Source organism: Pseudarthrobacter sp. alpha12b (assembly GCF_054130495.1).
On sequence record NZ_CP196746.1, the window covers coordinates 240157 to 263879 of the forward strand.

Annotated in this window: 20 protein-coding genes and 1 riboswitch; of the genes, 11 read left to right on the forward strand and 9 right to left on the reverse strand. The window is 66.2% G+C overall.

Annotated elements, in window-relative coordinates; genetic code table 11:
* Positions 1–20 precede the first annotated feature (20 nt).
* A complete protein-coding gene (locus tag ACTAQI_RS01090) occupies positions 21–1211 on the reverse strand; it encodes an ROK family transcriptional regulator (RefSeq protein ID WP_457948953.1) in 1191 nt (396 codons plus the stop codon).
* A gap of 232 nt (positions 1212–1443) precedes the next feature.
* Here ACTAQI_RS01090 and ACTAQI_RS01095 point away from each other — a divergent pair, with 232 nt between their 5' ends.
* Positions 1444–2331, forward strand: a complete 888-nt coding sequence (locus tag ACTAQI_RS01095) for a carbon-nitrogen hydrolase family protein (protein ID WP_457948954.1) — start codon at positions 1444–1446, stop codon at positions 2329–2331.
* Between the two features lie 28 nt (positions 2332–2359).
* Here ACTAQI_RS01095 and ACTAQI_RS01100 read toward each other — a convergent pair whose 3' ends face one another.
* Positions 2360–3967 (reverse strand): PucR family transcriptional regulator ligand-binding domain-containing protein, encoded by a 1608-nt coding sequence (locus tag ACTAQI_RS01100; RefSeq protein ID WP_457948956.1) that lies wholly within the window; start codon positions 3965–3967, stop codon positions 2360–2362.
* 197 nt (positions 3968–4164) lie between these two features.
* Here ACTAQI_RS01100 and ACTAQI_RS01105 point away from each other — a divergent pair, with 197 nt between their 5' ends.
* Positions 4165–5691, forward strand: a complete 1527-nt coding sequence (locus ACTAQI_RS01105; protein WP_457948957.1) for an amino acid permease — start codon at positions 4165–4167, stop codon at positions 5689–5691.
* Entirely contained in the window at positions 5688–7424 is a 1737-nt protein-coding gene (locus ACTAQI_RS01110) for an FAD-dependent oxidoreductase (RefSeq protein ID WP_457948958.1), read from the forward strand. Before ACTAQI_RS01105 ends, ACTAQI_RS01110 begins: the two co-directional genes overlap by 4 nt.
* On the opposite strand, the gene ACTAQI_RS01115 is transcribed toward ACTAQI_RS01110, so the two are convergent.
* Together ACTAQI_RS01115 and purU are read right to left on the reverse strand one after the other, a co-directional pair.
* Complete coding sequence (locus ACTAQI_RS01115; RefSeq protein ID WP_457948959.1) at positions 7421–7945, reverse strand: gamma carbonic anhydrase family protein; 525 nt, start codon at positions 7943–7945, stop codon at positions 7421–7423. The two genes, ACTAQI_RS01110 and ACTAQI_RS01115, sit on opposite strands and share 4 nt — an antisense overlap.
* A gap of 40 nt (positions 7946–7985) precedes the next feature.
* Positions 7986–8846, reverse strand: coding sequence for a formyltetrahydrofolate deformylase (gene purU, locus ACTAQI_RS01120; protein ID WP_457948960.1), 861 nt, complete (start codon positions 8844–8846; stop codon positions 7986–7988).
* A 43-nt stretch (positions 8847–8889) separates the two neighbouring features.
* Positions 8890–8975, forward strand: a riboswitch (ZMP/ZTP riboswitch).
* A gap of 146 nt (positions 8976–9121) precedes the next feature.
* Here purU and glyA point away from each other — a divergent pair.
* From glyA to ACTAQI_RS01155, 7 genes are all read left to right on the forward strand, one after another.
* Positions 9122–10420: a serine hydroxymethyltransferase gene (gene glyA, locus ACTAQI_RS01125; protein ID WP_457948962.1), complete on the forward strand. Its 1299-nt coding sequence runs from the start codon at positions 9122–9124 to the stop codon at positions 10418–10420.
* A gap of 3 nt (positions 10421–10423) precedes the next feature.
* Positions 10424–11326 (forward strand): bifunctional methylenetetrahydrofolate dehydrogenase/methenyltetrahydrofolate cyclohydrolase, encoded by a 903-nt coding sequence (locus tag ACTAQI_RS01130; protein WP_457948964.1) that lies wholly within the window; start codon positions 10424–10426, stop codon positions 11324–11326.
* A gap of 157 nt (positions 11327–11483) precedes the next feature.
* Entirely contained in the window at positions 11484–12047 is a 564-nt protein-coding gene (locus ACTAQI_RS01135; RefSeq protein WP_457948965.1) for a hypothetical protein, read from the forward strand.
* A 10-nt stretch (positions 12048–12057) separates the two neighbouring features.
* Positions 12058–12891 (forward strand): exodeoxyribonuclease III, encoded by an 834-nt coding sequence (locus tag ACTAQI_RS01140; RefSeq protein WP_457948967.1) that lies wholly within the window; start codon positions 12058–12060, stop codon positions 12889–12891.
* A gap of 20 nt (positions 12892–12911) precedes the next feature.
* Positions 12912–13955: a tryptophan--tRNA ligase gene (gene trpS / locus ACTAQI_RS01145; RefSeq protein ID WP_457948969.1), complete on the forward strand. Its 1044-nt coding sequence runs from the start codon at positions 12912–12914 to the stop codon at positions 13953–13955.
* A gap of 4 nt (positions 13956–13959) precedes the next feature.
* Entirely contained in the window at positions 13960–14664 is a 705-nt protein-coding gene (locus tag ACTAQI_RS01150; RefSeq protein WP_457948971.1) for a 2'-5' RNA ligase family protein, read from the forward strand.
* A gap of 109 nt (positions 14665–14773) precedes the next feature.
* Positions 14774–15697, forward strand: coding sequence for a YihY/virulence factor BrkB family protein (locus ACTAQI_RS01155; protein ID WP_457948972.1), 924 nt, complete (start codon positions 14774–14776; stop codon positions 15695–15697).
* A 47-nt stretch (positions 15698–15744) separates the two neighbouring features.
* On the opposite strand, the gene ACTAQI_RS01160 is transcribed toward ACTAQI_RS01155, so the two are convergent.
* The gene (locus tag ACTAQI_RS01160) at positions 15745–17847 is read right to left on the reverse strand and encodes a hypothetical protein (RefSeq protein ID WP_457950959.1); all 2103 of its coding nucleotides are present in this window, start codon (positions 17845–17847) and stop codon (positions 15745–15747) included.
* A 489-nt stretch (positions 17848–18336) separates the two neighbouring features.
* On the opposite strand from ACTAQI_RS01160, the gene ACTAQI_RS01165 reads away from it, so the two are divergent.
* Positions 18337–19638 carry an ABC transporter substrate-binding protein gene (locus tag ACTAQI_RS01165; RefSeq protein WP_457948974.1) on the forward strand — a complete coding sequence of 434 codons (1302 nt, stop codon included), beginning with the start codon at positions 18337–18339 and terminating at the stop codon, positions 19636–19638.
* Between the two features lie 40 nt (positions 19639–19678).
* Here ACTAQI_RS01165 and ACTAQI_RS01170 read toward each other — a convergent pair whose 3' ends face one another.
* The 4 genes from ACTAQI_RS01170 to ACTAQI_RS01185 form a co-directional block, all read right to left on the reverse strand.
* Positions 19679–20452 carry an alpha/beta hydrolase family protein gene (locus ACTAQI_RS01170; protein ID WP_457948976.1) on the reverse strand — a complete coding sequence of 258 codons (774 nt, stop codon included), beginning with the start codon at positions 20450–20452 and terminating at the stop codon, positions 19679–19681.
* Positions 20453–20567: 115 nt separating this feature from the next.
* On the reverse strand, positions 20568–21350 hold the full coding sequence (locus tag ACTAQI_RS01175; RefSeq protein ID WP_457948977.1) for a succinate dehydrogenase iron-sulfur subunit: 783 nt from the start codon (positions 21348–21350) through the stop codon (positions 20568–20570).
* A 1-nt stretch (position 21351) separates the two neighbouring features.
* Entirely contained in the window at positions 21352–23151 is a 1800-nt protein-coding gene (sdhA, locus tag ACTAQI_RS01180; RefSeq protein ID WP_457948978.1) for a succinate dehydrogenase flavoprotein subunit, read from the reverse strand.
* Between the two features lie 108 nt (positions 23152–23259).
* Positions 23260–23721, reverse strand: coding sequence for a succinate dehydrogenase hydrophobic membrane anchor subunit (locus ACTAQI_RS01185; RefSeq protein WP_457948980.1), 462 nt, complete (start codon positions 23719–23721; stop codon positions 23260–23262).
* Between the last annotated feature and the right edge of the window lie 2 nt (positions 23722–23723).

Consider the following 23723-nt stretch of genomic DNA (forward strand, 5'->3'; position numbering starts at 1 on the left):
TTGCCGGATAACGAAATGGTTTAGGACTTGCGGATTCCGGCGTGCTGGAAGACCAGGGCGGCTGCTCCGAGGGCTTCTGCGCGGTCTCCTAAAGAGGACATGGTGAGGGTGGTGGTCTCCCCGATGACCGGCACTGCATGGCGGATCAGACCCCTCCGGATGGGGTCCAGCAGGATGTCCCCGAGGCCTGCCAGTGGCCCGCCCACCACGATCACCTCGGGGTTGATCAGGTTGGCCACGTTGCCCAGCGCACGGCCCACTGCCAGGCCCGCGTCGTCCACTACGCGCAGGGTGGCGGAGTCCCGGTTCAGGGCTTTGCGGACAATGTCCGCGGGCGTTAGGGGCCGGTCCTCGCCGCGGCTGAGGAGCTCAATCATGGTGGTGGTGGAGGCTATGGTTTCAAGACATCCGCGGTTGCCGCAGCGGCACACCAAGCCCTGCTCGTGGATGGTGGCGTGGCCTATTTCACCGGTGATTCCAACGTTGCCGTAGTAGGGCGAACCGTTCAGGATCAGACCGGCGCCGATGCCGGAACCGATCTTCAAGAACAGCAGGTTGCTGACCCCCGAGTGCTGCCCCCAAGTCACCTCGGACCAGGCCCCCAGGTTGGCGTCATTGTCAACAAACACGGGGATTCTCAAGGTTTCCTCAAGATGCTGAAGGATATTGATCCCCACCCATTCGGGAAGGATTGCGCCCTGTGCCACCGTCCCTGTCCGGCGGTCTATGGGGCCGGGAATGCCGACGCCGGCGCCCACTACCGAGGATCGTTCCACCCCGCTTTCCCGCAGCAGTTTCTCCAGCAGTTCCACTGCCGCCTGGATGCCGTCATCCGCCTGGTGGCCCAAGGGGAGCATTACCGATTCTTCGGCGATGACGTGGTAGCTGAGCGAGGCCAGGACCACCCGCAGGTGCCGCCGGCCGAAGTCGATCCCGACGGCCACGGCGCCGTTACTGTTCAACCGCACGTTCAGTGCCCGCCGCCCGGAACTGGTGATGGGTTCGGTGGATGCCAGGCCGGAATCGAGCATGATCTTGACGATGTTCGAGACGGTGGCGGTGGACAGCCCCGTCTGCCGGGCCAGTTCCGCCTGGGTGGACGGGCCGCCCATCAGTGTCTCGATAATCCGCTGCTGGTTCAGCTGCCGCAGCGCGGACTGTGACCCGGGATTTTTGGGTTTGCTCCTCGTTGAGCGCGTGGTTGCGGACATGCTAAGAACATTGCCCTACCGCTGCTCTTGTAGTCAAGAAGTTAACGCAACGACTCGCCGTACGCATGCGCGAGTGGCTCCGGCCGGCCCGCCAGCAGGTGCCGTGCATTCCGTCCCGAAGGGCGCGGCGGTGGGTCCAAACGACCCGGTGCCGCCGGCTCCGGCTGGCTAGGCTGGAAAGCGGAAACGTTCCGGCCATCCGGGTGGGTCGGGCCTAAAGAAGGTGGTAACGATGCTGCTGTCCGTCCTCCAGGCGAATGCCGTGGTCCTGGACATCGAGGCCAATCTACGGACCATTGACCATGCCGCCGGCCGGGCCGCGCAGTCCGGCGCTGACCTGCTGCTCACACCGGAACTGTTTCCCGTGGGCTACGCACCGCTGCGGCTGCGGAGCCAACTCGATCCGGCGGACCTTCCCGCCATCCGTGAACGGCTGGCCGCCATCGCTCGCCGGAACAGGATCGGTCTGGTCTACAGCCTGCCCGCCGTCGCCGGCGCGGAAAGCGGCGCAGCCCCGTGGAGCGGCGCCGGCACGGCGCCCACCGATGGTCCCGGATGGCACATCTCGGCCACCCTGGTGGATGCCGACGGCAAGGAAATCCTCAGTTACGCCAAGGTCCACCTCTTCGGCGGCGAGGAACGCGAGGCTTTTATTGCAGCCGCGGAGCCTCCCGCCGTCGTGGATTTCCACGGCATCCGCGCCTCACTGCTGATCTGCTACGACATCGAGTTCCCCGAGGCCGCCAGGGCGGCCGCTGTCCGGGGCGCCGAGCTGCTCCTGGTGCCCACTGCACTGTCCGCCGGCTTCGCAGCAGTGCCGCAGGTGCTCGTTCGTGCCCGGGCGCTGGAAAGCCAGCTCAACGTGGCCTACGCCAACCACTGTGGGGGCGAGGGTGACTACACGTTTGGCGGCGGAAGCGTGGTGGCGGGACCTGACGGCGCGCTCCTCGCCGAGGCCGGGGACGCTCCGGCGCTGCTGTTTGCCGAAGTGGGAAGGGAAGCTGTCCGCGCAGCACGGGATGAGGTGCCATACCTGCGGGAGCGCCGGCCCGGGCTGTACCGGGAGTGGGAGGCCGGCCTGCCACCGGAAACAGGCCAACCCAGGGACGGCCACGCCTAGCCGCTGCCCCTCAGCGCGCCGTGCCCCTTTAGTCCGCCCTGCCCGCCAGGGCGTTTGCGTACTGCAGCGCAATCCACAGCTCCGCCCGCACCTGGGCCTGGTTCAGGTCCATCTGCAGCAGCTCGCCGAGGACGCCGATCTGCCGCCGCACGCTGTTCCGGTGCAGCCCCAGCAGTTTGGCGGAGGCGTCCCAGCTGCCGTTTTCGCTGAGCCAGCCCCGGAGGACGGCCAGCAACGGGTGGCGGCGGTCCGGCTCAAGCGCCAGGACCGGCTGCAGGAGGCGTTCGGCCAGCAAAGTCCCTGCCTCGGGGCCCAGCAGCCCGGTGACCGACCAGGACACCTCGTCGGCCCGGATGCTGTGTCCACTTCTCTGGACCTGGCTGCGCAGGGAGGTGGCCCGCTGGTAGGCGGCAGGGAGGCCGGCGAGCTCGGTTGGTTCGCCAATCACCAGGCGCCAGCCGAGCTTCTCCACGTCTGCCAGCAAGGCATCGTCCACCCTGAGCCGGGTCACGGCGGCGAACCCGTAGTCAGTGATCTCCACCAGCTTCGTGTCAAGCATCCGGCGCCACTGCAGCAGCTCCCTGACCGGGCCGTCACCCGCCGGCCATTGGGGTGCCTCCACGTTGATGCCCTGCACAACCCGCACAGGCGCGGACCGTGTGGAGGAAAGGCTCTGCGCCAGCAGGTCCTTGAGCCCATTGAGATGCTTGGTGCCGCCCGTGGTGAGGCTTTCCGGGTGCAGCAGGACGGCGGTGGCCAGCTGGCTGGGGGCCAGTGACCCGCTGGTGCGCTGCCGCACCAGCAGTTCGAGCAGCCCGACGGCCGACTGGACCACGTTGTTCTGCGCGGGGGTCAGCGGAACGTCGGAGCCGAGAACCAGTGCGCCCAGGTTGGCGTCCTTGGTGCTGCGCAGCGGATGGCCCACCACCAGCGCCGAGCCCGGCTGGTCAAAGCCGTCCATCTCCACCCGGGGGCCGCGGCCGGACAGCAGCCGTTCCAGCATGGGTTCCAGCAGGGAAAGTTCGACGGCGGTGCTGCCGCCGGCACTGGCGCCGCGGGCCCGGACCCGGCCATCCGCCCCCACCATCACGGCCCACACGGGCACGCGCTGGACCAGGGCTGCCAGCAGTTCATGCTCCGGCCTGGGGGAGAGGACGGCGCGCATGAGCTGCCGGTTGCTCTCTGCCAGCTGCCGGAAGACCCTGGCATTGTCGGTCTCCAGGAGCTGCGAGAACTGCAGTCCGATCGCCGCGAACGGCAGCGACTCCGGTACCTCGAACAAGGTGAGGTTGTGCCGCCGGCACGCGTCCAGCACCACCGCCGGGACGGCATCGAAGTAGGGCCTGATCCCGAATCCGAGGGCCGCCACCTTTGCGTCCACCAGCCGCCTGACATACGCGTCCACGCTGGCGGGTGAGCCGCCATCGCCGAGGAAGGGAAGGCCGGCGGTGAGCAGGAATTCACCCTCCGGAAGGTAGGGCGTGGGGTCCTCCAGCTCACTGGGTTCAACCCAGCGCAGCAGCCGGCCGCCGCTGCCGCCGTCGTGAAGCATGGTGAGCAACGGCGGCAGCTGGTCCAGGAACTGCTGGAGCGTGACGAAGCTCAGCCGGCCGGACTCCGCGGGCTCAACGGTCACGGGAGCGCCCGGCGTGGACCGGCTTCTGCTGGTCGGGGCACCCGGCGGCCGCCCTGGCTGGATTTCCGGGCCTGCAGCCATTGTGCATAAAGTCTCATGGTGGATCACTATAAGTCATTTTGCACCGGGTTGAGAGTTGGCTCACATGCCAACCTTGGTGAGGGGAAACCGACAACTACTCTGAAGGGACGTCAACGGTGACTGTGCCTGTGACCACCGAAAAACCCATTGCGCCAGGCGTCGGACGGCCCGGCCTCCGGGCGCAGCTGCTGCGCCGTAAACCCATCGGCCAGCTGGCCAGTGAGGCCGGAAGCGGCGGGGGAGGCGCCGGGCTGGTGCGCAGCTTCGGCGTCCTCCACCTGACCATGATCAGCGTGGGGGCCACCCTGGGGACGGGCATCCTGGTGATCCTCGGCGAATCGGTTCCGCTGGCCGGGCCTGCCATCTGGATCTCGTTCGTCATCGCCGGCCTGGCCGCCCTGCTCTCCGCAGTGTCCTACGCCGAAATGGCGGGCCTGGTCCCGGTGGCGGGTTCAAGCTACTCCTACTCCTACGCCACTCTGGGCGAGGGCATGGCATGGATCTGCGGCTGGTGCCTTGTCCTGGAATATGCGGTCTCCGTGGCCGCCGTGGCCGTGGGGGCCGGCCAGTACGTCAACGAAACACTGGCTGCGTTTGGGCAGGTGCTGCCCGAGGCAATGGCCCAGCCTCCCGGTGACGGGGGACTGGTGAACATCCCTGCGGTGGCCATCGTGGCCCTGGCCATGATCCTGCTGGTCCGCGGAGCGCGTGAGAGCGCCCGGATCAACACCGCAATCGTCATCGTCAAGGTAGGCATCCTGCTCTTTTTCTGTGCCGTTGCCTTTACCGCCTTCAATGCAGGAAACTTCGAACCGCTCATGCCTATGGGGGCCGCGGGCGTATCCGCCGCCGCCTCCAGGGTGTTCTTCTCCTACATCGGATTCGACGCCGCCTCCACGGCCGGCGAGGAAGCCAGGAATCCCAAACGCGACCTTCCCCGCGCCATCCTGCTCTCCATGGTGATCGTCACCGGCATCTACGTCCTCGTAGCCGTGGCTGCCATCGGCGCCCGCCCCTGGGGCTGGTTCGACGGCACGGAGGCGGCCCTGGTCCAAATTCTGGAGGAAACCACGCACCAGCCGTGGATCGCGCTGGTCTTCTCCGTCGGCGCTGTCCTTGCCATTGCCAGCATCGTGCTCACCGTCCTCTACGGCCAGACCCGCATCCTGATGTCGATGTCCCGGGACGGACTCGTGCCCAAGGTCTTCGGGCGCGTTTCCCGGCGCACCGCCACCCCTGCCGCCGGAACCCTCATTGTGGGCACCGTCGTCGCCCTTACCGCTGGCCTGGTCCCGCTCGGCGCCCTGGCAGATGCCACCAGCATCGGAACCCTGTTCGCGTTCGCGCTGGTCAACGTGGCCGTCATCTACCTGCGCCGCAACCGCCCGGACCTGAAGCGAAGCTTCCGGGTGCCCCTGTACCCCATCACCCCCGTGCTGGGCACGCTCATGTGCGCCTACCTGATGGCCAACCTTGGTACCGATACCTGGGTTGTATTCGGCGCCTGGATGCTCGTGGGCATCGCCATCTACTTCGGCTATGGACGCCGGAACTCCAAGGTAGCGGCCCTCAGCGAGCTCGACTACCGTGAACTGACCGCCAAGGCCCCCGGCCAGGAACCTGTGAAAGCAGAACAATCATGACCATCGCCACCGAACTGCCTGCCTCCGACCCCTCCAGCACCTCCACGCCGCCGGCGGATGCGGCCGGGCGGCGCGCCGGCGGGCAGCCAGCGCCCATCACCATGCTGAACCCCGATTTCCCGTTCAGCTACGACCACTACCTTGCCCACCCGGACGGCCTGGGCTCGGTCCCGCCGGAGCTGTACGGCACGGAAGTTGCCGTGATCGGGGCCGGGCTTTCCGGGCTGGTGACCGCCTATGAACTGATGAAGCTCGGGCTCCGGCCCGTGGTTTACGAGGCGGACCAGATCGGCGGGCGGCTCCGCACGGCCGCCTTCCCGGCAGCACCCGGCGTGGTGGCGGACCTTGGGGGGATGCGGTTCCCGGTTTCCGGCAAGGCCTTCTACCACTACGTGGACCTGCTGGGCCTGGAGAGCCAGGACTTCCCCAACCCCCTCGCCGAGGCCACCTCCAGCACGGTGATCGAGCTGGCCGGTAAAAAGCACTACGCGGAAAAGCCGGGCGACCTGCCGCCGTTCTTCCGGGAGGTGGCCGACGCCTGGAAAGCCGCGGTCAATGACGGCGCCAAGTTCGTGGAAATGCAGGATGCCATCAAGGCACGGGACATGGCCCGGATCAAAGGCCTGTGGAACGAACTGCTCCCGCTCATGGACGAACAGACCTTCTATGGCTTCATCGCCGCCAGCGACTCCTTTAAGAAGGCTGGGTTTGCCCACCGGGAGGCGTTCGGCCAGGTGGGGTTCGGCACCGGCGGCTGGGACACGGACTTCCCCAACTCCATCCTCGAAATCCTCCGCGTGGTCTACACCGACGCGGACGACCAGCACCGGCTCATCCGCGGGGGAGCCCAACGGCTGCCCGAGGCACTGTGGCAGCACGCGCCGTCGGACATGGTGCACTGGCCAGCCGGTACGTCCCTGGCCTCGCTGCACTCCGGTTCACCCCGCGGCGCCGTGGGAAGGATCAGCCGGGACCCGGACGGCAACCTGCGGATCCGTGAACGCTGGGGCCGGGAGGCCAGTTACCCCGCGGTGGTGACCACCTGCCAGTCGTGGCTGCTGTCCACCCGCATCCACACGGAGGAGGCTCTGTTCCCTGCCGAGCTGTGGACAGCGATGGAGCGCTCGCACTACATGCAGTCCTCCAAGACCTTCGTGATGGTGGACCGGCCGTTCTGGAAGGACATCGACCCCACCACCGGCAACGAGGTCCTGTCCATGACCCTCACGGACCGCCTGAACAGGGCCACCTACCTGCTGGACAACGGCCCGGACCAGCCCGCCGTCATCCTGCTCTCCTACACCTGGAATGACGACGCCCTGAAATGGCTGGCCCTGGACGCGGACGAACGCGTGGAGCTGATGCTGCACTCGCTCGAGCAGATCTATCCAGGGGTGGACATCGCCGGGCATATCGTGGGCCAGCCCATCACCGTGTCCTGGGAGGCGGACCCCAACTTCATGGGCGCCTTCAAGGCCAACCTGCCCGGCCACTACCGCTACCAGCAGCGGCTGTTTACGCACTTCAAGCAGGACAAACTGCCGGAATCCCAGCGCGGCATCTTCCTGGCCGGCGACGACGTCTCCTTCACCGCCGGCTGGGCAGAAGGCGCCGTTACCACCGGGCTGAACGCGGTGTGGGGCGTGGTGAACCACCTGGGCGGCGGATCCGCGCCGGGCAACCCGGGCCCGGGGGACCTGCTCGACGAGTTCGGCCCAATCAGCCTGGACTAACTGGGGGAATGCATGTCGCGGTGCTTCGCCGCGAGTTCCACGTAGCGCGCCGCGTTGGCGCGGACGCCGTCGAACTCCTCTTCGGTGAGCTCCCGGCGCACCTTGGCGGGCACGCCCGCCACCAGTGACCGGGGCGGAACCACGGTTCCTTCGAGTACGACGGCGCCGGCAGCAACGAGCGAGCCGGCGCCGATCACCGCACCGTTCAGGACCGTGGCGCCCATGCCGATCAGGCAGTCGTCCTCCACGGTGCAGCCATGCACGACGGCGGCGTGCCCCACGCTCACCCGCTGGCCCACCGTGCAGGGGAAGCCGGGGTCGGCGTGCAGCACCACGTTGTCCTGCAGGTTGCTGCCGGCCCCCACGGTGATGGCCGCGGTGTCGGCCCGGACCGAGACGCCGTAGAAGGCGCTGGAGTCCGGGCCCAGGGTTGCCTGGCCGATGATCGAGGCCGACGGGGCCACGAATGTTGAGTCATGGACGGCCGGGGATTTGCCGGCGAAAGGGTAAAGAGGAGCCATGGGTTCACCCTAAGCCACCCCTGTACCCAACTGCTGCTAGTTAGTTGAAGACCACCGTGCGGTTGCCGTCCAGCAGCACCCGGTGTTCGGCGTGCCACTGGACGGCCTGGACCAGTGTGCGGCCCTCCACGTCGCGGCCCATCTGCACGAACTGCTCGGGGGTGCGGGCGTGGTCCACGCGGATGACTTCCTGCTCGATGATCGGACCCTCGTCCAGGGCGGCGGTGACGTAGTGTGCCGTGGCCCCGATGAGCTTCACGCCGCGGGCATGCGCCTGGTGGTACGGCTTGGCGCCCTTGAAGGACGGCAGGAACGAATGGTGGATGTTGATGGCCTTGCCGGTGAGCTCGGTGCACAGTTCGTCCGAGAGGATCTGCATGTAGCGGGCCAGCACAGTCAGCTCGATGTCGTGCTCGGCGATGAGCGCGCGCAGCTTGTCCTCAGCCTGGACCTTGGTGTCCCTGGTCACGGGGATGTAGTGGAACGGGATGCCGTAGAACTCGGCGAGCCCGGCCAGGTCCTGGTGGTTGGAGACGATGGCGGGGATGTCGATGGGAAGCGTGCCGGAGCGCTGCTGGAAGAGCAGGTCGTTAAGGCAGTGGGCCGAGGTGCTGGCCATCACCAGGGTGCGGACCTTGTCGCCGACGGTGTTGAGGTTCCACTGCATGGAGAACGCTTCCGCCACGGGCTCCAGCGCGGCGCGCAGCTCGGACTTGGGGGCCGCCGTGGTCACCTCCACGCGCATGAAGAAGTTGCCGGTTGAAGGGCTGCCGTACTGCTGCGAGTCCATGATGTTGCACCCTGCCACCAGCAAAGCTCCAGCCACGGCGTGGACGATTCCGGGACGGTCCGGGCAGGACAGGGTTACAACGTACGCTTGGTTCAGCTGCTCTTGATTCACGCGTAATAGCCTACCCGCGCTGCGGGTGCCGGTTTTGGTAGGCTGGGAGGGTCGCAACTGGCGTTGGGTGGCTAACCACCAGGGAGCGGCAATCACGAAGACCACGGATCGTACGCCTGGGCCGAGGGTCATGTTTTGCCGGAATTGGGGCTGCCCCCGCGTCAGCACAGCAGCGCCATGCCGAGCTTTCACGCCCTGTCATCAACGCGGTGCGAAAGCGCGCCAGCCGGTAGCCTGACCTAAGCAGTGCCCGTATCCCTAGCCAGGAGTTCTTCGTGACTACTACAGCCACCTCAACCACAGCCGTCAGCAACCAGCCGCTGGCTGAGCTTGACCCCGAAATCGCCGCAGTCCTTGAGCAGGAGCTTGGCCGCCAGCGCGGCACCCTGGAAATGATTGCTTCCGAGAACTTCGCGCCCCGCGCCGTGATGGAAGCCCAGGGCTCCGTCCTCACCAACAAGTACGCCGAGGGCTACCCGGGCCGCCGCTACTACGGCGGCTGCGAATACGTAGATGTTGCGGAACAGCTGGCAATCGACCGGGTCAAGGCACTGTTCGGCGCCGAGTTTGCCAACGTCCAGCCGCACTCCGGCGCGCAGGCCAACGCGGCCGCCCTCGCCGCCATGATCACCCCCGGCGACAAGATCCTGGGCCTGTCCCTGGCCCACGGCGGCCACCTGACCCACGGCATGAAGCTGAACTTCTCCGGCAAGCTGTACAACGTCGCTGCCTACCAGGTGGAGGAAGACAACTTCCGGATCGACATGGACAAGCTCCGCGAGCAGGCCATCGCCGAAAAGCCCCAGGTGATCATCGCCGGCTGGTCCGCCTACCCGCGCCACCTGGACTTCGCCGCCTTCCGCTCCATCGCCGATGAAGTGGGCGCGCTGCTCTGGACCGACATGGCACACTTCGCCGGCCTGGTGGCAGCAGGACTGCACCCCAGCCCGGTGCCGCACTCCGACGTCGTCACCTCCACCGTGCACAAGACCCTTGCCGGTCCCCGCTCGGGTGTGATCCTTGCCAAGGAACAGTGGGCCAAGAAGCTCAACTCCAGCGTCTTCCCGGGCCAGCAGGGCGGCCCGCTCATGCACGTCATCGCCGCCAAGGCCGTTGCCTTCAAGATCGCCGGCACCCAGGAATTCAAGGAGCGCCAGGAGCGCGTCCTGGAAGGCGCCAAAATCATCGCCGACCGCCTGAACCAGGCCGACGTCGCCGAAGCCGGCGTCTCCGTCCTCACGGGCGGCACCGACGTGCACCTGGTGCTCGTCGACCTGCGCAACTCGCAGCTGGACGGCCAGCAGGCCGAGGACCTCCTGCACTCCGTGGGCATCACCGTCAACCGCAACGCCGTGCCTTTCGACCCCCGCCCGCCGATGGTCACCTCAGGCCTGCGCATCGGCACCCCGGCGCTGGCCACCCGTGGCTTCGGTGCTGCCGAGTTCACCGAGGTCGCCGAGATCATCGCCACCGCCCTCAAGGCAGGCAACAGCACCGACGTCGAGGCTCTGCAGGCACGCGTGGACAAGCTGGCAGCCGACTTCCCGCTCTACCCCCAGCACGAGCAGTGGTAACCCATGACTGAAACCACCACCGCACAGATCCTTGACGGCAAGGCCACCGCCGCCGCCATCAAGGCCGAGCTGACCGAACGCGTGGCCGCACTCAAGGCCAAGGGCGTCACTCCCGGCATCGCCACCGTACTGGTGGGCGCCGACCCTGCCTCGCAGCTGTACGTCTCCATGAAGCACAAGCAGTCCGTGCAGATCGGGATGAACTCCATCCAGCGCGAGCTCCCGGCTGACGCCACCCAGGAGCAGGTGGAAGCCCTCATTGACGAACTCAATGCGGACCCGGCCTGCCACGGCTACATCGTGCAGTTGCCACTGCCAAAGCACCTGGACACGGACGCCATCCTGGAGCGCATCGACCCCGCCAAGGATGCCGACGGCCTGCACCCGACCAACCTTGGCCGGCTGGTCCTGAACGTCAACAACAAGATCACCACGCCGCTGCCGTGCACGCCCCGTGGCGTTATCGAGCTCCTGGAGCGCAACGGGTACAGCCTCGCGGGCAAGCACGTTGTGGTAGTGGGACGCGGCGTCACAATCGGCCGCTCGATCGGACTGCTGCTGACCCGGCGGGACGTCAACGCCACCGTGACCCTGACGCACACCGGCACCAAAAACCTCTCGGAGCTGCTGCGGCAGGCGGACGTCATCGTGGGTGCGGCGGGCGTGAAGCACATCGTCAAGGCCGCGGACGTGAAGCCGGGCGCTGCCTTGCTGGACGTCGGCGTCACCCGCGAGACCGATCCGGAGACGGGCAAGAGCCGCGTTTACGGCGACATCGATCCCGCCGCTGCCGAGGTTGCCGGCTGGATTTCGCCGAACCCCGGCGGTGTGGGCCCCATGACAGTGGCGCTGCTGATGACCAACGTGGTCGAGGCCGCGGAACGGGCAGCAGCCAGCGCACACTAGCCCCGCAGCAAGCGCACGACGGCGGCGCGGCACCTTTCGCACGGAAGGCACCGTGCCGCCGTCGGCCGTTTAATGAGGGGACTGCAAGTGCATGCCCCGTGTTCGCCGGCGGTGGAAGGCGGCGGAAGCACAGTCTGCCGTTTGAGACAATAACTGCATGCGAACTTTGGGCAGCTCCTCGTCATCCTCCAAACCCGCCAGGGCCGGTTTTTCGATGTTCCGGATCAGCGGGCCGGGCCTGATGGTCCTGGTGACGGCGTTCATTGTGGCGGTCATCTTTGCCGCCAACCAGAACGACGTCGTGGGCTGGGTTGTTGCCATCATCGCCGCCTTCTGGCTTGCGCTGGCTGCGTTCGTGGTCTTCAGCATCCAGCGGGCCGCCAAGAAGGCCGGTGCCAAGCTGTCCGAGGCCCAGAGCGCCTTCCACACCGCGACCGGCCGCGCGCCGGCGCAGGCATCCGCCGACCACGGCGGGACCCGGGTGGTTTACGAACGTACCGAAGCGGACGAGGTGCGCGACCTGAAACTGGACCACTCCTTCAAAATCGTCCAGGTGCAGGTCCGTGTGGTGGAGGAGGAACGGGCCAAGGGCACCGCTGCCAACCAGGACACCATCAACCGCGCCCTCGAGACCATCGGGATCACAGCCACCAACGCCCGCGACATGATCAAGTCCTCCGGCGGCAGCGGAGAACCGGTGACCGGAACCATCATCGACTAGAGTGGAGCGGGTGAGCTCGGCATTGAACAAGGACCACCTTCGCATCGCATCCGTCAACGTAAACGGCCTCCGGGCTGCCTACAAAAACGGCATGGCGGCGTGGCTGGAGCCGCGTGAAGTGGACATCCTCTGCCTGCAGGAAGTCCGCGCCCCTGACGCGATTGTCCGGCAACTGCTGGGGGAGGGCTGGCACATCCTGCACGCCGAGGCGGAAGCCAAGGGCCGCGCCGGCGTCGCCATTGCCTCCCGCCACGAGCCCCTGGAAACCAGGAACGGCATCGGGGATGACTACTTCGCCACTGCCGGCCGGTGGGTTGAAGCCGATTTCCGCGTGCCCGACGCCGCCGGAAACCCCGTCCAGCTCACCGTGGCCAGCGCCTACGTGCACTCCGGTGAAGTGGGGACTCCCAAGCAGGACGACAAGTTCCGCTTCCTGGATGTCATGAGCACCCGGCTACCGGAACTGACCAAGCACAGCGACCACGCCCTGGTGGTGGGGGACCTCAACGTTGCCCACACCCCCCGCGACATCAGGAACTCCAAAGGCAACGTCAAGAAAGCGGGCCACCTGCCGGAAGAACGGGCCTACTTCGACCGGTTCTTCGGTGAGGAGATCGGCTGGCACGACGTCCACCGCAACCTCTCCGGCGACGTCGACGGACCGTACACCTGGTGGTCCTGGCGCGGCAAGGCGTTTGACAACGACACCGGTTGGCGCATCGACTACCACCTGGCCACCCCCGAACTCGCTGCGTCCGCCATCTCGGCGGTCGTGGACCGGGCAGCCACGTGGGACACCCGCTTCTCCGATCACGCCCCGCTCGTAGTGGACTACCAGCTCTAAGCCCCGAAGGTTTCCTCCCCATGACAAGCCAGACTTCCCCGGCCACCAAAAAGCGCATCCTCTCCGGTGCCAAGCCCACCGCCGACTCCCTGCACCTGGGCAACTACATCGGCGCCGTCCGCAACTGGGTGGACATGCAGGCCGAGTACGACGCCGTGTTCTTCATCCCGGACCTGCACGCCATCACCGTGGACTTCGATCCCGCGGAACTGGCCAAGCGCACCCGGATCGTGGCGGCCCAGTACATTGCCGCCGGCATCGACCCGGACAAGAGCATCTTCTTTGTCCAGTCCCATGTCCCGGAGCACGCGCAGCTCGCCTGGGCGCTGAACTGCATCACCGGCTTCGGTGAGGCCTCCCGGATGACGCAGTTCAAGGACAAGACCCAGAAGTCCGGCGCAGACGCCGCCACGCTGGGCCTTTTCGCCTACCCCACGCTGATGGCCGCGGATATCCTCCTATACCAAAGCGATCTGGTGCCTGTGGGCGAGGACCAGCGGCAGCACCTGGAACTGACCCGGAACCTCGCGCAGCGTTTCAACACCCGGTTTGGCCACACGTTCACGGTTCCCGAGGCCACGATCGTCAAGGAAAGCGCCAAGATCTACGACCTCCAGAATCCCAGCGCCAAGATGTCCAAGACCGGGGAGTCCCCCAACGGTGCCATCCAGCTGCTGGAGGATCCCAAGATCGCCGCCAAGCGCATCAAATCGGCGGTGACCGATGCCGGCACGGACATCCGCTTCGACGCCGAGGAGAAGCCTGGGGTCTCCAACCTGCTGACCATCTACTCTTCCCTTACCGGCAAGTCGGTGGCGGAGCTCGAAACCGAGTACCAGGGCAAGATGTACGGCCACCTCAAAGTGGATCTCGCCGAGGTAGTGGTGGACTTCATCACCCCGCTCCGCAACCGGACCAACGAACTGATGGCCGATCCCGCCGAACTTGACCGGCTGCTGGCCCTCGGTGCGGAACGGGCCCGGGAGATCGCCTCGGTCACGCTTGGCCAGGTGTACCAGCGCATGGGCTTTCTGCCGTCCCTGAGCCTCGCAGGAGTCCGCTAGCGCCATGTCTTCGAGAAACGTCACCGCCAGGGGAGGTGCCTGCTCCGCAGGCCAGGTGGAGCAGACCCTGGCCGACCGCTTCGAAGACCAGTCGGGCCACAATGCGGCGGCGGATCATGACGCGGTCCGCAGCGAAGAAATCAGCGTGGGCGTCATCCTGGGGTTTCCAACCGAGATAGCCGACGAACTGCAGCGCTGGCGCGCGTCCTTTGGCGACCCGCTGGCCGGCGTGGTTCCGGCCCACATCACGCTGGTCACCACCACCCCCACACGGGACTGGGAAGCAACCCGCCGGCATGTCCGTGACGTGGCCCGGTGCCAGAGCCCCTTCAAGGTCACCATCGCCGGGACCGGAACCTTCCGGCCCGTTTCGCCGGTGGTCTTCATCAACGTGGAGGACGGGTTCGATGACTGCGTGGACCTGCACCGCAAGCTCCAGCAGGGTCCCCTCCACCGCGAACTGCCCTTTGCCTATCATCCCCACGTCACCATCGCCCACGATGTCGCCCCGGAAAGCCTGGATGAGGCCGAAACGGTGCTGAAAAACTACAGGGCCACCTTCCCCGTGGTTAGCATGGGACTCTATGAGCATGATGCCGACGGCATCTGGCAGCTACGGGAAGAGCTGGACTTTGGGACCGAAACTGACATCCACGCCGGCACCAGCTTCACGGACGCTGCCGCGGACACCACAACCGACGCAGGGTAGCCAGCAGCCGCTGCCCACTGAGCACGCCCAACTGAAGCTGGCGGTCATCCAGAAGAGGATGGAATGGGGCAAAGCCAGGAGATCCGGGGGCGGGTTGCTGCCGGCTCTGATGGCTACGATCCAATGGCTGCAGGCCAAGCTCAACACCCTGCGTCCAATGCGGGCGTTCCAGCACTACAACCTCCAGCACGGTCCCCTGCTGAGCGCCGGCATTGGGTTCCGGATGTTCTTCTCCATCACCGGCCTCCTGACCACCGGCTTCTCGGTTGCCGGGCTTGTCCTCAGGAGCCAGCCGGCCCTGCTTGACACCATTATTGCCACGGTTGCGCAAAGTGCCCCGGGGCTCCTCAAGGTAGGTAACGGGGAAGGACTGGTGGACCCGAAAGACCTCCTGAACCCGGACGGCCTCGGCTGGACCGCGGTGATTGCCGCCGTGGTCACCGTCATCACCTCGTTGGGCTGGATCAACGGCATCAGGGACGGCCTCCGCGGCGTCCTGCAGCTGCCTCCGTTGGTGGTCAATCCCATCCTGATGAATCTGCGCGACGCCGGAACCCTCCTGCTGCTGGGCGTGGCCCTGGTGCTCAGCGCGGGTGCCTCGCTGGTGTTTGGCACATTGGCCGGATGGGTGGCGGACTTCCTGCACCTCAGCGAGACCCTGGCTGGCCCCCTGACCACGTCGGTCAAAATCGTGGTGCCGCTGGTCCTGAACTGGGTCACGGCGCTGATCATGTACCGCCTGGCTGCCGGGCTGAAACTCTCCCGCCGGGCGCTGCTCGAAGGCACCGTCCTGGCCGCAGTGGGCACCACCGTCCTGCAGATCTTCAGCACCGAACTGCTGGGCGGTGCAAGCCGCAACCCCATCCTGGCGCCGTTTGCCATCATCATCGGCCTGCTCATCTGGTTCAACCTGGTCAGCCAGGTCTATCTTGTTTCGGCGGGATGGTCGGCCGTTCGCGAGGCTGACCTGGAGTCCGGCGGAGCTCCCCGGAAGACCATCCTCGGCGCCCGGCGGGCAACGCCCCAGACCTGACCTGCAATCCTGGGTGATGCCGGCCTGGAGCCGGCCCTGCCCGGCTGCTATGGCGCCCGCACCAGCCCCTCCCACGCCACCGTCCAGCCGGCCGGAAAGCCGGGGGCGTGCCTGTCCGGGCCGTTGTCCCAACCGGCTGCCATCAGGGCGACGGCGGCAAGCAGGCCGCCGTTCCCGGGCAAGTACAGCGGTAGTGAGTCGGTCTGGCGGTTGTGTCCGTTGGGCAGCACCGTATTCTTTCCCGCCTCCAGCAGGAGCGCGTCCACTGCAGCTTCAGGATGGCCCAGGCGGGCGGCCGTCATGGCCATCACCGGATAGTCCCAGCCCCACGTGCTGTCCCAGTCCCAGTCCGCCAGGACATCGTCAAGGGTGGCCCGCATGATGCCTTCGTCGATCAGGTCCGTCAGGGGAAGGACGCCGAGCGCGCACAGCATGGAGGGGTGGTCCGTCCTGATGGTGAAAGGTTCCACGTCCATGGCTGCGTATACCCCGTTGATCACGCGCGGGGGCACCAGGCCGGTGGCCACCGCAAGCCAGGATTGAACGGGTTCCAGGCCCAGCCGCTCCCGCCAAGCGGCAGCCGTGCGGAGGCCCCACTGCCAGTACGCAAGCTCAAACGTGGGGTTCGTGACGGTGCCGCGCTGCGAACCGTAGCTTTCCTGCGCGGGAATGAGGGGCGGCCCCAGCTCAAAACCGCGTGATGTGGGGTGGGCGAAGCTGGCCATGAAGTCCGCCGACTCGAAGACGATCTCCGCGAACTCTTCCAGGACCTCCCGGCCGGGGCTGGCCCGGTACACCAGTTCCGCCAAATGGATGGGATGCGGTTGCTGCCAAATCAGGAATGTACCGATCGGGCTGGGGCTCTCCCTGCCGTCCGGACCCACCTGCTTTGGCCAGCGGACGCCGTCGAACCCCTGCGCCCGGGCCGTCTGCCGTGAGCTCTCCAGCACGGTGGCGTACCAGCGCAGGGACGGCAGGAGGAGCTCCACCCGGTTCCAGTGCGCAAAGTGGGCAGCGTGCCACCAGTGCATCTCGAGGTGGAAGCGGCCACGCCAGGAATTGCAGACCAGCCCGGTTTCCTGGGGCGGCAGGGATCCGGAGCAGTTAACGGCCGTGAGGTACTGGGACAGCACGATCCGCCGTTCCAATTCCACCGCCCGGGGGTCCGCCGTGGCGGCCAGCTCAACGGCACCTCCGGACGCCCAGAACCCGGGCCAATGCGCCGCTGACCCGGCCGCGACGCTGCTGCCGGGCAACGGCGGTTCCCCCGGGCCATGCACGACGGCGGCGGGCGGCGCGGTGCGTGCGTCCCCCTTGCCTGCCACCCGGGGAAGGCCGCCGCCCCGCGGAATACAGTCGCCGTCGCCCGCTGATACAAACGCGATGGACAGGTCCAGGATGTCCGGTTCTGCATCCTTGCCGGGACGTATCCGCAGGTGGTGCGTGCCGGCCTGTTCCACGCTCAGGCCCTTCCCGGTGACCACCACCTGGTACCGGGAGTTGTCCAGTTCGCGGTCCACGATCCAGCTGGTGGCGCCAGCGTGAAGCCCTGCGGGGCCGGGTTTGCCGAGGACGGTTTTGTGGGCCGCGGCCCTGTCCCATCTTGCCGCGTTGTGCCACGCCTCTGACCCGTACGGGAAGTCGACGCTGATTATCAGCCCGTCCCTGAGCGCAGCTGACTCGACCCGCACGCCCAGTTCGTCGCGGTCCGGATGACAGGAAGTGGTAACAGCGGCCGGGTGACCGGCAATAGTGAAGGTGCTGGTGACAATGCCGGTCCACAGGTCGAGTGTTTGCCGGGTGTCCGAGAGTTCCCCGCTGCTGATGGTCCGGCTGGTTCCGTCCTGCACCAGTGCGAAGCCGATCCGGCCCAGGTCCAGGCGGTGTGGGTTGGCCCGCAGCCATGTCTCAGCCGCGGAGGTCCCGGTTTCGCGGTCGTTCACGATGTCTCCCACCATGTCCACGTACGGGACCGGTCCGCGGGGCGAACCGTAGAGGACGGTGGAGGCCGCCAGGCTGTAGCCTTCGCCGCCAGGCATGGAGTGCCAGCCCCAGGTGGACTGGGTACCGAGCAGGGTTCCCGGCGGCAGGGATTCGCGCGCACCCACCGGGTAATCCGCGGGCAGCGTTTGGAGGCCGGTGATGTCCATGGTGAAGGCGAACTCGCCGTTGCCCACGGAAAGGGGACTGCGCGGATCCAGCCGCCGGTGGCCGATATTGTGGCGCCGCACCAAGGCTTTCCTGTCGATGCGGGCTGGAGCTTGTGCCGGAACTCCGGCGGACTCCGGGGAATCCCTCCCGTGCCTTCCCGCCCCTGCAGTGGTGTGGCTGTGCAAAGTGCAAGGCCTCCGTACGGTTGTTGTGTGGCTGCTGCCCCGGGTTCTCCGGGGCACGCCGTCGCCCCCTCCCCTGGGGACAACTGGCCAGGAGAGGATGAGAAATCGGTTTCCCGCGATCCATCCTTGGTGGTTTGCGGGGCAGTGTCAAGGAGTTGCAAGGCGCAATGCCCACCGAAATTTTTCGACGAAGACTGAATCGCACAGGGAGAGCCGACGCCTATTGACGGTCCACGAATCGTGTTGATACGTTTCACGAAAACGTTTTCTAGCCCCTTTCCGATCAAGGAAGAAGCCTGCCCAATGACGCGCCACGGTATGCCCCGAATTCGTAAATCCATCGCCATCCTGTCAGCAGCAGCCGTGCTGGCCGTGAGTGCCGGCTGCTCAAGCCCCTCCGCGGACAAGGCGGGGGACGGGCCAGTGGAAATCCGCTTTTCCTGGTGGGGAAACGCTGGCCGCGCTGACCTGACCAACAAGGCGATCGCGGAATTCGAGGCAGCCAACCCCAACATCAAGGTCAAACCGGAATACGGCGACATTGGAGGCTACTTCGACAAGCTCGCCACGCAGATGGCGGCCAACGACGCCCCTGACGTCATCACCATGGGCGGCGCCTACCCAGCGGAGTACGCAAACCGCGGGGCGTTGCTGGACTTGTCAAAGGTGGAGGGCTCCCTTGACCTGTCCAAACTGGACCAGGGGGCGCGGGAAAACGGCCAGGTCAAGGGCAAGCAGTACGGCGTCTCCACAGGGGCCAATGCGCTGGCGATCGTCGTGAATCCCGCCGTCTTCTCAGCGGCGGGCGTTCCCCTTCCGGATGACAGCACGTGGAGCTGGGATGACTTTGCCAGGATCGCGGCCGATGTCACGGCCAAGAGCCCCCGTGGGACCTACGGGACGGCAACCGTCCTCACCCACGATTCGCTGGATGCCTTCGCCCGCCAGCGGGGGGAATCGCTCTACACCCAGGACGGGCAATTGGGACTGGGAAAGGAAACGGTTCAGGACTACTTCGACTACTCGCTCAAGCTCAGTGAGTCCGGTGCCGCTCCCAGTGCGTCCGAGACGGTGGAAAAACTCAACGTCAGCACTGAGCAGACCCTCATGGGCATGGGCAAAGCGGGGATGATGCTCACCTGGAGCAACTCGCTGACCGCCCTCAGCAAGGCCTCCGGGGCAGACCTCAAGCTCTTCAAGCTGCCCGGCGAAAAGCCCACCCCGGGAATCTGGCTCCAGTCCTCGCAGTTCTACACCATTTCAGCACGGAGCAAGCACACCGACGCTGCGGCGAAGCTGGTGAACTTCCTGGTCAACAACCAGGCCGCCGCCAAGATCATCCAGAGCGACAGGGGCATCCCCGGCAACGCCGACATGCGTGCCGCAATCCAGGACCTGCTGACGCCGCAGGGCAAGGTGGAAGCGGAGTACATCAACCAGATCGGCAAGATGGACTTCGCCCCCACGTACATCGGCCCTACCGGTTCCACCGCCGTTTCGGAGATTACCGCCCGCATCAACACGGACGTCCTGTTCAAGCGGCTCACGCCGGAGAAGGCTGCCGAACAGTGGATCAGCGAGAGCAAGGCTGCGATCGGCAAATAGGCTTACTGCCACCCGGTCCGGGAGGGTGGGAGCGGCCGGGTCAGGCGGGGGCTGCATCCAGATACTGGTCGGCCCAGGCAGCGATAATCCGCGCTGCACGGGCGGCCTGGCCCTTGCCGGTCAGGAGGTGGTCGCTTCCCTCAAGCGAGACGAAGTTCCGTGGGTGCCGGGCCGTCTGGAAGATGGTGCTTGCATTCTCAATCCCCACCGTGTTGTCGGTGGGGGAGTGCAGCACCATCAGCGGCTTGTGCAACTGCCTGATGCAGTCAGTCAGGTCTGCGTTCTCCAGGTCCTCCACGAAGTGCCGGCGGATCTCAACCCTTTTGCCGCCCAGGTCCACCTCAGCGCTGCCCTCGCTCAGGATCCGGTCCAGTGCGGCATCGAACACGTGGGCCACGTGCTTGGGGGAGAAGGGCGCTCCCACGGTGGCAACGGCGTCCAGGTCCGGAATCTCCCGGGCGGCCGCGAGGACCGCCGCTCCGCCGAACGAATGGCCCACCAGCAGCGAGATCTCCTTGCCTTCGCTGCGCATGAACTCTGCCGCCTTCACGGTGTCGGCCACCTTGTGGCTGAAGGATCCGGCAGACCATTCCCCGGCGGAGCCGCCCAGCCCCAGGTTGTCGAAGCGCAGCATGCCGATGCCACTGTCCGCCAGCGCCTTGCACATCCTGGCTGCGGAGGGGCTGTCCTTGCCGAGCGTGAAGCCGTGCGAGAAGACTCCCCAGCCCTTGATGGGTCCCTCGGGAACATCAATGATGCCGGAGAGCATTTCACCGGTGGAACCAACAAAGGACACTTTTTCGGTGCGGGACAAGGGGGAGCCTTTCTGCGGGCGGAGAGCATCCGGATGTTTTGCTGAAACGGCCGACGGCGCCCTTCACCACGTGTGGTGAGTGACGCCGTCGGCCGTTATGTTCTGGAGTTGTTGCCTAGATCTTGCGGGCCAGGATGGCCTGCTTGACCTCCGCGATGGCCTGCGTGACCTGGATGCCGCGGGGGCAGGCCTCGGTGCAGTTGAAGGTGGTGCGGCAGCGCCACACGCCTTCCTTGTCGTTGAGGATCTCCAGGCGCATGTCGCCGGCATCATCACGGGAGTCGAAGATGAAGCGGTGTGCGTTCACGATTGCGGCGGGGCCGAAGTACTGCCCGTCCGTCCAGAACACGGGGCAGGAGGACGTGCACGCGGCGCACAGGATGCACTTGGTGGTGTCGTCAAAGCGCTCACGGTCCTCTGCGGACTGCAGGCGTTCCCGGGTGGGCTCATGGCCCTTGTTGATCAGGAAGGGCATGACCTCGCGGTACGACTGGAAGAAGGGTTCCATGTCCACGATCAGGTCCTTTTCCACCGGCAGGCCCTTGATGGGCTCCACCGTGATGGGCTTGGACGTGTCCAGGTCCTTCAACAGGGTCTTGCAGGCAAGGCGGTTGCGGCCGTTGATGCGCATGGCATCCGAGCCGCACACGCCGTGGGCGCAGGAGCGGCGGAACGACAGGGTGCCGTCCATCTCCCATTTCACCTTGTGCAGGGCGTCCAGGACACGGTCCGTGCCGTACATGGTCAGGTGGAAGTCATCCCAGGTAGCCTCCCCGGAAACTTCCGGGTTGTACCGGCGGGCCCGCAGGTGGACGTCGAACGTGGGGATTTCCCCGCCCCCGCCAACGCCGGCAGGAAGTTCAACCTTTGAGGCTGGCTCAGCGATTTCAGCGGTCATCTTAGTACTTCCTCACCATCGGCTCGTAGCGGGTAAAGACAACCGGCTTGGTGGCGAGGCGGATCCCGGCGATTGATTCCGCCGATCCGTCAGCCGGCGCATGGTCATCCTTGTACGCCATGGAGTGCTTCATGAATTTCTCGTCGTCACGCTCGGGGAAGTCCTCGCGGAAGTGTCCGCCGCGGGATTCCTCGCGGTGCAGGGCGGCCACGGTCATCACCTTGGCCAGTTCCAGCAGGAAGCCGAGCTCAACGGCCTCGAGCAGGTCCAGGTTGAAGCGCTTGCCCTTGTCCTGGACGTTGATGCGCTTGTACCGCTCCTCGAAGGAGGCGATGTCGCGCAGCACCTGGTTCAGGGTGTCTGCAGTACGGAACACCTGCATGTTGGCGTCCATGGTGTCCTGCAGTTCCTTGCGGATCTGGGCCACCTTCTCCTCGCCGGTGCCGTTGCGGGCAATGTCCAGCAGTTCGGTGGTGTAGCCCAGCGGGTTCTCCGGCAGTTCCACGTACTGTGCGGTCTTTGCGTACTCCGCGGCGGCGATGCCGGCGCGCTTGCCGAACACGTTGATGTCCAGCAGTGAGTTGGTGCCCAGGCGGTTGGAGCCGTGGACGGATACGCAGGCGACTTCACCCGCGGCGTAGAGGCCGGGGATCACGGTGTCATTGTCCTGCAGCACCTCGGTCTGGATGTTCGTGGGGATGCCACCCATGGCGTAGTGCGCGGTGGGGAACACCGGCACCGGCTCGGTGTACGGTTCCACGCCCAGGTACGTGCGGGCGAACTCGGTGATGTCCGGGAGTTTGGCGTCGATGTGCGCCGGCTCAAGGTGGGTCAGGTCCAGGAGGACGTAGTCCTTGTTCGGGCCGCAGCCACGGCCCTCGCGGACCTCGTTGGCCATGGAGCGGGCCACGATGTCACGCGGCGCCAGGTCCTTGATGGTGGGGGCGTAGCGCTCCATGAAGCGTTCGCCCTCGGAGTTGCGGAGGATTGCACCTTCACCGCGGGCGGCCTCGGACAGCAGGATGCCCAGGCCGGCAAGACCGGTGGGGTGGAACTGGAAGAACTCCATGTCCTCCAGGGGGATGCCACGGCGGAAGGCGATGCCCATGCCGTCACCGGTCAGGGTGTGGGCGTTCGAAGTGGTCTTGAAGACCTTGCCGGCGCCACCGGAGGCGAACACCACGGACTTGGCCTGGAACACGTGCAGCTCACCGGAGGCGAGGTCATAGGAGACGACGCCGGCCACGCGCTTCTGCTTGTAGGGAGTGCCGTCTTCGCGGACAGCGTCCTCTTCAACCGTCAGCAGGTCCAGGACGTAGTACTCGTTGTAGAACTCAACGTTGTGCTTGACGCAGTTTTGGTACAGGGTCTGCAGGATCATGTGGCCGGTACGGTCCGCGGCGTAGCATGCGCGGCGGACCGGAGCCTTGCCGTGGTCGCGGGTGTGGCCGCCGAACCGGCGCTGGTCGATGCGGCCCTCGGGCGTGCGGTTGAAGGGCAGGCCCATCTTTTCCAGGTCCAGCACGGCGTCGATGGCTTCCTTGGCCATGACCTCGGCGGCGTCCTGGTCAACCAGGTAGTCGCCGCCCTTGACGGTGTCGAACGTGTGCCATTCCCAGTTGTCTTCCTCGACATTGGCAAGGGCTGCACACATGCCACCCTGTGCCGCACCCGTGTGCGAGCGGGTGGGGTAGAGCTTGGTCAGTACTGCTGTGCGCGCGCGCTGACCGGACTCGATCGCGGCGCGCATGCCAGCGCCACCGGCACCGACGATGACGACGTCGTACTTATGGACCTGCATACCAGACGCTCTTTCTCTCAAAATTCGCTATAAAACAACGGGGCGGCTTTGCCTGCTCCGCAAAACAGGGCCCGCGGATAAGCCCGCGGGCCCGGGGATGTGCCAGTGCTAGGCAGGGCAGAAACCGCCCGGAAGGGCAACGCCGTTCACTACGGGGCACGGGTTGAAGGTGAAGATGACCAGCGTGCCCAGCAGGATGATGACGACGGCGGCCGCGTAGAGGACCGTCTTCAGCCAGCGGCGGGTGGAGGTCTTCTCGGCGTAGTCGTTGATGATGGTCCGCACGCCGTTGCTGCCGTGCAGCATCGCCAGCCAGAGCATGGCCAGGTCCCAGAACTGCCAGAACGGATCTGCCCACTTGCCGGCCACGAAGCCGAAGTCAATGGCGTGGATGCCTTCGCCGACCATGAGGTTCACGAACAGGTGGCCGAAGATGAGGACCACCAGCACCACGCCGGAGAGGCGCATGAACAGCCAGGCGATCATCTCGAAGTTGCCCCGCGAGCCGCTGCTGCGGCGGTACTGGGGAGCGATCCGCCCGCTGCGGGGGCTCTCGATCGTTGCAGTCATGG